This window comes from Prauserella sp. PE36, assembly GCF_003311655.1.
In the GTDB taxonomy this organism is placed as follows: domain Bacteria; phylum Actinomycetota; class Actinomycetes; order Mycobacteriales; family Pseudonocardiaceae; genus Prauserella_A; species Prauserella_A endophytica.
Genome location: NZ_QEQT01000055.1, coordinates 43646 through 52929, shown reverse-complemented (window position 1 = coordinate 52929; position 9284 = coordinate 43646). Strand labels below are relative to the sequence as shown.

The window sequence follows — 9284 nt, the reverse complement described above, 5'->3', positions numbered from 1 at the left end:
CCCCCGCCACCCCCACCCTCCCCACGCCATCGTGGACTCATGACCACCTCATCCACGACCGGCACCACCACGGTCGACCTCCGCGCGCCGGGGCAACTGCTCGCGGCGCTCCCGCACCTCATCGGGTTCCGGCCCGCCGACTCGATCCTCGCGGTCGTCCACAGTGGATCCGCCGCCAACCGCGTCGGCTGCGTGCTCCGCGCGGACCTGCCCGAACCGGGCTGCGAGACCGATCTCGCGCTCCAGCTCGAACAACCCCTGCTGGCCGGGGAACCCGGCGGCGTCACCATCGCCGTCGTCGGCGGGGACCCGCCGGAACAGGGCACCGGGCCGCCGTACGCCACGTTGGTCGACACCCTCACCGCCGTCCTCGGCGAACGCGGCATCCCGCTCGTGCACGCGCTGTGGGTACCGGAGATCCGCGAGGGAGCGGAGTGGCGTTGCTACGACCAACCGGGCTGTGGCGGACGGCTACCCGACCCGGCCTCGTCCGTCATGGCGGCCGTGTCCGCGCACGCGGGCCTGGTCACCTTCGGCAGCAGGGAGGAGATGGCGGAGCAGCTGGCTCCCGACGACGAGCCGGCGCTGGCTCGCAGGGCAGCGCTGCTCGACGTCGCGGTCGACCTGCTCGGTGTGACGGCCGAGCCGGGTCCCGAACTGCTCGGGCGTGCCTTCGCGGCGGTGCGGGCAGCGCTGGCGAGAGCCGCCCGCGGCGAGCTGACGTTCTCCGACCAGGAGATCGCCGAGCTGGCCATCGCACTCGAGCTCGCCGACGTCAGGGACGCCTGTCTCGCGACAGCGCTGCCGCCGGGCGGCCCGCACGCGGCCACGGCGGAGCGGCTGTGGCTCGCGCTCGTGCGGGCCACGCCGAAGCCGGAGCGCGCGCAGGTGGCGAGCCTGCTCGCCTATTCGGCCTACGTGAGGGGAGACGGGCCGCTGGCCGGCATGGCCGTCGAGAGGGCGCTGGAGGCCCATCGCGAACATGTCCTGGCCGGCCTCCTGGGGCAGGCGCTGGCCCACGCGATGCCGCCCGCGAAGCTCGCCAGGCTCGGCGGCACGTGCGATGCCTCTCCGTTGTGGGGGCCTGAGGACGGCGAAGAGCCGCCTACGCGGGGTTCGCCGCCCTGCGGTCCTGGGTGAACCGCCACGCGTCGGCGACCATCCCGGTGAGGTCAGCGCGCTCTGGCTTCCAGCCCAGCGCGGTCCTGGCGCCCTCGCTCGAGGCCACCAGCACCGCCGGGTCACCCGGCCGGCGCTGTCCGACCACGGCGGGGATCGGGTGGCCGGTCACCTCTCGGCAGGCCTCGATCACCTGGCGCACCGAGAAACCGGTGCCGTTGCCCAGGTTGTAGATCTGGTGCTCGCCGGCGCGGGCGTGCTCCACCGCCAGCAGGTGGGCGTCGGCGAGGTCGGTGACGTGGATGTAGTCGCGGACCGCTGTGCCGTCGTCGGTGGGGTAGTCGTCGCCGTAGATCTGCGCCTGGGCACGGTCACCGGTGGCGACCTGCAGCACGAGCGGGATCAGGTGCGTCTCGGTGGCGTGTCGCTCACCGTAGCGCCCGTACGCACCCGCGACGTTGAAGTAGCGCAGGCTCACCGCGGCGAGCCCGTGGGCCCGCGCGTAGCTGGTGATCGCGTGGTCGATGGCGAGCTTGGTCGCGCCGTAGGTGTTGGTTGGCCGGGTGGGCGCGGTCTCCCGGATGGGGCTCGTGTCGGGTTCGCCGTAGGTCGCGGCCGTGGAGGAGAAGACGAGGCGCGGCGTGCCGTGGGTGCGCATCGCGTCGAGCAACCGGAGGGAGGTGAGCACGTTGCCGCGCCAGTAGGTACCGGGGTCCTGCATCGACTCGCCGACGAGCGACTTCGCCGCGAAGTGCAGCACCCCGTCGAAACCCTGAGCCAGCAACGTTTCGGCGACCTCGGCCGCGTCGCCGCGGATGAACTCCGCGCCCTCGGGCACGGCGTCCTCGTGGCCGGTGGACAGGTCGTCGACGACGGTGACGGCGTGGCCGGCCTCGACGAGCCGGGCCGCGCACACGCTGCCGATGTAGCCGGCTCCACCCGTGACGACCAGTTTCATGGGCTTGGCGGACGGTGCCGTGTCGGTGGGCATCTGCTCGGGGCCTTCCTCGTTGCGACTACGGATCGGGGTGCTCGTCGGCCACGCCACGAGCGGGGCCTGTGCCGAAGCTGAGCGCGGGCTGGTGTGCCGCTGTGCCCGGCCGGTTCCTGGAACGGGGGTGCCGGTGTGGGCCTTCCCGATGGTGACACCCGCCACCGGGGATCGCCGGACGCGGGCACGGAGCACAGTGTGCACCCCGCCCGTGGCGGGCAGGGATCAGGGTCGGTCCTGGCCCGCGCCCGCCGAGGGGACCGCGGTGAACAGCCGTGGCTTGCGGTACCCGGCCTGCTCGAACGCCGCGTTGACCGCGTTCTCCACGGCCTGCTGGTCGGTGTCGCGGACGAGCGCGATCGCCGAGCCGCCGAAGCCACCGCCGGTCATGCGGGCGCCGAGTGCACCCGCCTCGCGGGCGGAGTCGACGGCGAGGTCGAGCTCGGGACACGAGATGCGGTAGTCGTCGCGCATGCTGACGTGCGAGGCGTCGAGCACCGGGCCGATGTCGGCCATCCGGCCTTCTCGCAGGAGCCGGGCGACCTCGACCACGCGGTCGTTCTCGGTGACGACGTGGCGCACGAGAGGCGCCAACTCGGCGGGGAGCGTGCCGAGCGCCGACGACAGGCCGTCGCCGGTGACCTCGCGCAGCGCCTCGACGCCGAGCAGCTCGGCGGCCCGCTCGGTGCCCCGCCTGCGCTCGCCGTAGCCGGACTCGCCGTGCGCGTGCTTGACGCGGGTGTCGATCACGAGTACGCGCAGGCCGGCGCCCTCGGCGTCGAAGGGGACCTGCTCGCTTTCGCCGGAACGCACGTCGAGGAACAGCACGTGGCCCTCGACGCAGCACAGCGACGCGGTCTGGTCGAGCACGCCGGTCGGCACGCCGACGAACTCGTTCTCGGCGCGCTGTGCCCAGCGGGCGATCTCGGCGCGGCGGGCCCGGTCCGGGTCGCCGTGGCCCGCGAGGCCCAGAAGGGCCAGCGCGACGGCGCACTCGATCGCGGCCGACGACGACAGGCCCGCGCCCGTGGGCACGTCACCCGCGATCACCAGATCGGCGCCGCCGTCGATGCCGTGCTCGCGCAGCACCCACGCGACACCGGCAGGGTAGGCGGCCCAGCCGTCGGGCTCGCCGGGGCACAGGTCCGGGATCCGCACGGGGTCGGCCTGCTGGATGCGGCCGTCGGAACCGAGCGTCGCCAGGGTGAGAACCTTGTCGTCGCGCGGGGAACCCGCGGCGGCGAGGCGATGGGGCAGGGCGAACGGCAGCACGAAGCCGTCGTTGTAGTCGGTGTGCTCGCCGATCAAGTTGACCCGGCCAGGCGCCGACCACACACCGCGCGGCTCGGTGCCGTGCAGGGTGCGGAACGCGCCGGCTGCCGCTTCGGCAGAGGTCACCGGGCCTGAGCCAGCACGGCGTGCAGCACCGACGCCGAGACCTGTGCCGAGTTGTGGTCGTCGGAGACCTCGACGGTGGAGCCACCGCCGTTGATCTTGCCGACGTGCACGGTCTGGCCGGGCACGATGCCCACGGACTTCAGCTCGGTCATCAGCGACTCGTCGAGCTGCACGTGCTCGGCGATGCGCCGGATCTCGACCTTGCCTCCGCCCGAGCGGGCCACCTCGTCCAGTCGCACCAGGTCGGCCTCGGCCGGCGGCGCGGGCTCGCCCTCGCCCAGCTTGTCGAGGCCGGGGATCGGGTTGCCGTACGGAGAGGTGGTCGGGTGGTCGAGCAGCTGCACGAGCTTGCGCTCGACGGCCTCGCTCATGACGTGCTCCCAGCGGCACGCCTCGTTGTGCACGTGCTCCCACTCCAGGCCGATGACGTCCACGAGCAGCCGCTCGGCGAGGCGGTGCTTGCGCATCACGGCGATGGCCAGCTCCCGGCCGTGGTCCGTCAGCTGGAGGTGCCGGTCGTCGGCCACCACCACCAGCCCGTCACGCTCCATACGCGCCACCGTCTGGCTCACGGTCGGGCCGCTCTGCTGCAACCGCTCCGCGATTCGCGCGCGCAGCGGCACGACACCCTCTTCCTCGAGCTCGTAGATGGTGCGCAAGTACATCTCGGTGGTGTCGATGAGATCGTTCACGCCTGTCCCCTTTGTTCGCGTTGCTCATGGTAGTCGTTGTGCCCGACAGTTACGGCAGGCGATCACGTAACGACGGCCCGCTGGTCAGCGGGCCGCCCACGGTGCGTGACCGGCCGGGCCCGGAGGAGGATGACCCGCATGCGTTCCGTCATCACGACAGCCGAACTCGCGGATCTGCTCGACGCGCCCGAGGGGGACCGCCCCACCGTGCTCGACGTGCGCTGGCGCCTCACCGGCCCGCCGGGTGCGGAGTCCTACCGGGCCGGGCACGTGCCTGGCGCCGTGTACGTCGACGTGGACTCGGAGCTCGCGGCCCCACCGGGGCCGGGCGGCAGGCACCCGCTGCCGGACCCGGCCGCGCTGCAGCGGGTGCTGCGCGCCGCCGGGGTGCGCGAGGGACACCTTGTCGTCGCCTACGACGACGGGGACTCGTCGGTGGCCGCGCGGGCATGGTGGCTGCTGCGCTGGGCAGGCCACGCCCAGGTCGCCGTGCTGGACGGCGGCTTCGCCGTGTGGGAGGCCGAGGGCAGGCCCGTCACGACCGAGGAGCCGGAGCCGTCCGAGGGCGACCTCGAGGTCCGCCCCGGCGGCCTGCCCGTGCTGGACGCCGACGCCGCCGCGGCGCTCGCCCGCGAGGGCGTGCTGCTCGACGCGAGGGCACCGCAGCGCTACACGGGCGAGACGGAGCCCATCGACCCGCGCGCGGGCCACATCCCGGGCGCCCGCAACGCCCCGTTCGCCGCACACGTCGGGACCGACGGGCGCTGGCGTTCGCCGGAGGAGCTCGCCGAGCACTTCGCGGCGCTCGGCGTGGGTGACGGCGTGCCGGTGGGGGCCTACTGCGGCTCCGGGATCACCGCCAGCTCGATCGTGCTGGCGCTGGAGGTCGCGGGCAGGAGTGAGCCCGCCGCGCTGTACACGGGGTCGTGGTCGAACTGGTCGGCCGACCCAGCGAGGCCCGCGGCGACCGGTCCCGAACCCGGCTAGTACCCGGCTGCGCCCACCCGTCGCCCACCCCGGCCCCGCAAGGACGTGTTCTGCGCGGCGGTATGCCCTCCCGTCACCCGGCCGCCACCCCCAAGGACGCGCTCCGCGCGGCTACCCTCCTCTTATGTCGCCCTCCGCCGTCGTCTGGGACCCCGCACTGCTCGGCTACGACCTCGGTGGCGAGCATCCCTTCAACCCGGTCCGCCTGCACCTCACGATCAAGCTCGCGACCGCGCTGGGGGTGCTGGAGGACGTGCCTCTGCTCGTGCCCGAGCCGGCGACCGAGGCCGAGCTGTACCGCGCGCACGCCGCGGAGTACCTCGAAGCGGTGAAGCAGGCGCCCATGGCGAGCTGGAACGTCGGGCACGGGCTCGGCACGAGCGACAACCCGATCTTCACGAACATGCACGAGGCGGCGTCGCTGGTCGTCGGCTCGACGATGCTCGGCGCGCGCTGCATCGCCGAGGGCAAGGCCCGGCGGGCGGTGAACATCGCGGGCGGGCTGCACCACGCCATGCGCGACCGCGCGTCCGGCTTCTGCGTCTACAACGACCTGTCGGTGGCCATCTCGTGGCTGCTGGACAACGGGTTCGACCGCATTGCCTACGTCGACACCGACGTGCACCACGGCGACGGCGTGCAGGCCGCCTTCTACGGCGACCCCCGCGTGCTGACGATCTCGCTGCACCAGCACCCCTTCACGCTGTTCCCCGGCACCGGGTACTCCAGCGAGATCGGGGTCGAGGGCGCCGAGGGCAGCGCCGTGAACATCCCGTTGCCGCCGAGGACGAAGGACGCGGGCTGGCTGCGGGCCTTCCACGCGGTGGTGCCGTCGCTGCTCGCCGAGTTCCGCCCGCAGCTGCTGGTGAGCCAGTGCGGCGTCGACTCCCACGAGGAGGATCCGCTCGCCGACCTGGCGCTCACCGTCGACGGTCACCGCACGATCTACCGCACGCTGCGCGAGCTCGCCGACACCCACGCCGACGGCAGGTGGCTCGCGGTCGGCGGCGGTGGCTACCAGCTGATCCGCGTGGTGCCACGGTCGTGGACCCACCTGATCGCGACCGTCCTCGACCGCGACGTGGATCCGGAAACCCCGCTGCCGGCCGAGTGGTCGGACCTGGTGCGCGAGGCGGCGCCGAGGGCGGAGCTGCCGCTGAGCATGACCGACGGCGGGGACACCGGGTTCGCGCCCTGGGGCGACGGGCTCGACGACGCCGTCGACGTGGCGGTCCGGGACACCCGCAGGGCGGTGTTCCCGCTGCACGGCCTGGATCCGGACGATCCGAGGGACTGATCGAGATGGCGAGCGACACCGGCGAGCGGAGCTTCGACCCGTTCGGCTACCCGCGCCAGTGGGAGGCCGACGTCCTGCTCTCCGACGGCGGAACCGTCCACTTGCGACCCGTGGTGCCGACGGACGCCGACGGGCTGGTGGCGCTGCACGGCCGGCTGTCCGACCGCACGCGCTACCTGCGCTACTTCGGCGCCTACCCGCGCATCCCGGCGAGGGACCTGGAGCGTTTCTCCACGGTCGACCACCACGACCGCGTGGCGTTCGTGGCGCTGCTCGGCGACGACGTGGTCGCCGTGGGCCGGTACGAGCGACTGGACGCCGAGTCGGCCGAGGTCGCGTTCGTGGTCGACGACGCGCACCAGGGCAGGGGCCTCGGGTCGATCCTGCTCGAGCACCTCGCCGCCGCCGCTTCGGAGCGGGGTCTGCGCCGGTTCGTCGCCGAGGTGCTCGCCGAGAACTCCGCCATGATCCGCGTGTTCCGCGACGCCGGTTACCAGGTGAGCCGCGCTTTCGAGGAGGGCGTGGTGCACCTGGAGTTCGACATCGATCCCACCGAGGAGTCGCTGGCCGTGGCGCGCGCCCGCGAGCAGGCCGCCGAGGCACGCAGCGTGCACAACCTGCTCCACCCCCGTTCGGTCGCCGTCATCGGCGCGTCCACCGACCCGACCAAGATCGGCTACGCGGTGCTGAGCAACCTGCTCTCGGCCGACTTCGCCGGCACGGTGTACCCGGTGAATCCCGAGCACGCCTCCGTGCGCGGGGTGCGGGCGTACAAGTCGGTGCTGGAGATCCCTGACCCGGTGGACCTGGCGATCGTCGCCGTGCCCGCCGGCCAGGTGGAGTCGGTGCTCGACGGCGCGCTCGCCAAGGGCGTCAAGACACTCGTGATCGTGTCGGCGGGCTTCGGCGAGGCCGGGCCGCACGGGCAGCATGCCGAGCTGCGGCTCGTCGGCGAGGCCAGGGCACACGGGATGCGCGTGGTGGGTCCGAACGCGCTCGGCGTGCTCAACACCGACCCGCGCGTGCGGCTCAACGCCACGCTCGCGCCCCGGCTGCCCAAGCGGGGTCGCACGGGCTTCTTCTGCCAGTCCGGTGCGCTGGGCACCGCGATCCTCGCCGACGCCGAGGCGCGCGGGCTCGGGCTCTCGACGTTCGTCTCGGCCGGTAACCGCGCCGACGTCTCCGGCAACGACCTGCTCCAGTACTGGGAGACGGATCCGAGAACCGACCTCGTGCTGCTGTACCTGGAGTCCTTCGGCAACCCGCGCAAGTTCGCGCGCCTGGCCCGCAGGCTCGCCCGCAGTAAGCCGATCGTGGCGGTGAAGTCGGGGCGGCACGCGGTGCGCCCGCAGCTGGCCGCCACGTCGACCGACATCGACGAGTCGAGCGTGCAGGCGCTGTTCGAGCAAGCCGGTGTCGTGCGGGTGGACTCGCTGGCCCAGCTGTTCGACACCGCGCTCCTCTTCGCCCACCAGCCGTTGCCAACGGGCTCGCGCGTCGCGATCGTCGGCAACTCCAGCGCGATCGGGCTGCTCGCCGCCGACACCGCGCGGGCGCAGGGGCTGCGGCTCGGGATCGACCCGGTGGACGTCGGGCCGCAGGCGTCGCCGGAGCAGTTCGCCGCCGCCGTGGGGGAGGCGCTGGACTCGCCGGAGGTCGACGCGCTCGTCGCGGTGTTCGTGCCCCCGGTGGCGATTCCCGGCACGGCGTACGCGCGGGCGCTGCGCGAGACCGTCACGGCGAGGGAGGACACGGTCCAGAAGCCGATCGTCTCGACGTTCCTCGCCGCCGAGGGGGTGCCCGCCGAGCTGGCGGTGCCGGGCGAGGACGGGGCTCCCTCCGCGGGGTCGATCCCGAGCTACCCGAGCCCGGAGCGGGCGGTGAACGCTCTCGCCCGTGTCGTGCGCTACGCGGCGTGGCGGCAGCGACCGCAGGGGACGATCGTGCGCCCGGCGGGGCTGCACGTCGAGCAGGCACAGGGGATGGTCCGAGAGCTGCTGGCCGACGACCACAACCGGGTGCTCACCGACGACGAGGTGGTGCGGCTGCTCGCGTGCTACGGCATCGAGGTGGTGCCGTTCCGCCTCGTCACCAACGCCGACGGGGCCGTGGCGGCGGCGGAGGAACTGGGCTACCCGGTGACGCTCAAGGCGTACGACGACCGGCTGCGCGGCAGGCCGGACCTGGCGGGGGTGCGGCTGGACCTCACGTCGGAGGACTCGGTGCGCGTCAGCTACCGCGACCTGCGGGAGGTCTCCGGGGCCGAGGAGGTGTACGTGCAGCGCATGGCGCCGAAGGGCGTGTCGTGCGTGATCGGGCTGCAGGACGACCCTTCGTTCGGCACGCTCGTCTCCTTCGGGCTTTCCGGCGTGGTGAGCACGCTGCTCGGCGACCAGGCATTCCGCGCGGTGCCGCTCACCGACGTCGACGCCGCGACGATCGTGCGCGAGCCCAAGACCGCGCCGCTGTTGACCGGTTACCGGGGCGACGAGCCCGCCGACCTCGCCGCGTTGCAGGACATGGTGCTGCGCGTGGCGGCGCTGGCCGAGGACAACCCGGAGGTGCGCTCGCTGTCGCTCGACCCGATCCTCGCCTCGCCGGACGGAGCGTTCGTGACCAACGCGCGCATGGTGCTCGGCCCGCCGCCGTCCCGCCCCGACTCGGGGCCGCGCAGGCTGCGCCCCATCACCGCCCCGGAGGACTAGCGAGCGTTGCGGGTGGCGGGCGGCGGAACGCCAGGCCCGCCGGCCGGCACGACCACCGCCGCTCATCGCGGCGTTGGCGCCGGTCGACGGCGCAG

At 73.4% G+C, this 9284-nt stretch carries 7 protein-coding genes; 4 read left to right on the top strand and 3 right to left on the bottom strand.

Features of this window, described 5'->3' with window-relative positions; translation table 11 throughout:
* Window positions 1-39 precede the first annotated feature (39 nt).
* The gene (locus DI005_RS13255; RefSeq protein ID WP_113642274.1) at window positions 40-1140 is read left to right on the top strand and encodes a DUF4192 domain-containing protein; all 1101 of its coding nucleotides are present in this window, start codon (window positions 40-42) and stop codon (window positions 1138-1140) included.
* Here the strand turns inward: DI005_RS13255 and galE are convergent.
* The 3 genes from galE to DI005_RS13240 form a co-directional block, all read right to left on the bottom strand.
* Entirely contained in the window at window positions 1106-2110 is a 1005-nt protein-coding gene (gene galE / locus DI005_RS13250; protein WP_112272544.1) for a UDP-glucose 4-epimerase GalE, read from the bottom strand. The genes DI005_RS13255 and galE overlap by 35 nt on opposite strands.
* A gap of 225 nt (window positions 2111-2335) precedes the next feature.
* Window positions 2336-3508, bottom strand: coding sequence for a galactokinase (gene galK, locus DI005_RS13245; protein ID WP_112272543.1), 1173 nt, complete (start codon window positions 3506-3508; stop codon window positions 2336-2338).
* Window positions 3505-4200: a metal-dependent transcriptional regulator gene (locus DI005_RS13240; protein ID WP_112272542.1), complete on the bottom strand. Its 696-nt coding sequence runs from the start codon at window positions 4198-4200 to the stop codon at window positions 3505-3507. The genes galK and DI005_RS13240 overlap by 4 nt, the downstream gene beginning before the upstream one ends.
* Window positions 4201-4338: 138 nt before the next feature.
* Here DI005_RS13240 and DI005_RS13235 point away from each other — a divergent pair, with 138 nt between their 5' ends.
* The 3 genes from DI005_RS13235 (at window position 4339) to DI005_RS13225 (ending at window position 9189) form a co-directional block, all read left to right on the top strand.
* The gene (locus DI005_RS13235) at window positions 4339-5187 is read left to right on the top strand and encodes a sulfurtransferase (RefSeq protein WP_113642293.1); all 849 of its coding nucleotides are present in this window, start codon (window positions 4339-4341) and stop codon (window positions 5185-5187) included.
* A gap of 124 nt (window positions 5188-5311) precedes the next feature.
* On the top strand, window positions 5312-6484 hold the full coding sequence (locus DI005_RS13230; protein WP_112272540.1) for an acetoin utilization protein AcuC: 1173 nt from the start codon (window positions 5312-5314) through the stop codon (window positions 6482-6484).
* 5 nt (window positions 6485-6489) lie between these two features.
* A complete protein-coding gene (locus DI005_RS13225) occupies window positions 6490-9189 on the top strand; it encodes a bifunctional GNAT family N-acetyltransferase/acetate--CoA ligase family protein (RefSeq protein WP_113642273.1) in 2700 nt (899 codons plus the stop codon).
* The last annotated feature ends 95 nt before the right edge of the window (window positions 9190-9284 follow it).

Bases quoted from the DNA above. Each gene is read 5' to 3' on its own strand.
- galE (WP_112272544.1), bottom strand. From the start codon at position 2,110: ATGCCCACCGACACGGCACCGTCCGCCAAGCCCATGAAACTGGTCGTC.
- DI005_RS13255 (WP_113642274.1), top strand. From the start codon at position 40: ATGACCACCTCATCCACGACCGGCACCACCACGGTCGACCTCCGCGCG.
- DI005_RS13230 (WP_112272540.1), top strand. From the start codon at position 5,312: ATGTCGCCCTCCGCCGTCGTCTGGGACCCCGCACTGCTCGGCTACGAC.
- DI005_RS13235 (WP_113642293.1), top strand. From the start codon at position 4,339: ATGCGTTCCGTCATCACGACAGCCGAACTCGCGGATCTGCTCGACGCG.
- DI005_RS13225 (WP_113642273.1), top strand. From the start codon at position 6,490: ATGGCGAGCGACACCGGCGAGCGGAGCTTCGACCCGTTCGGCTACCCG.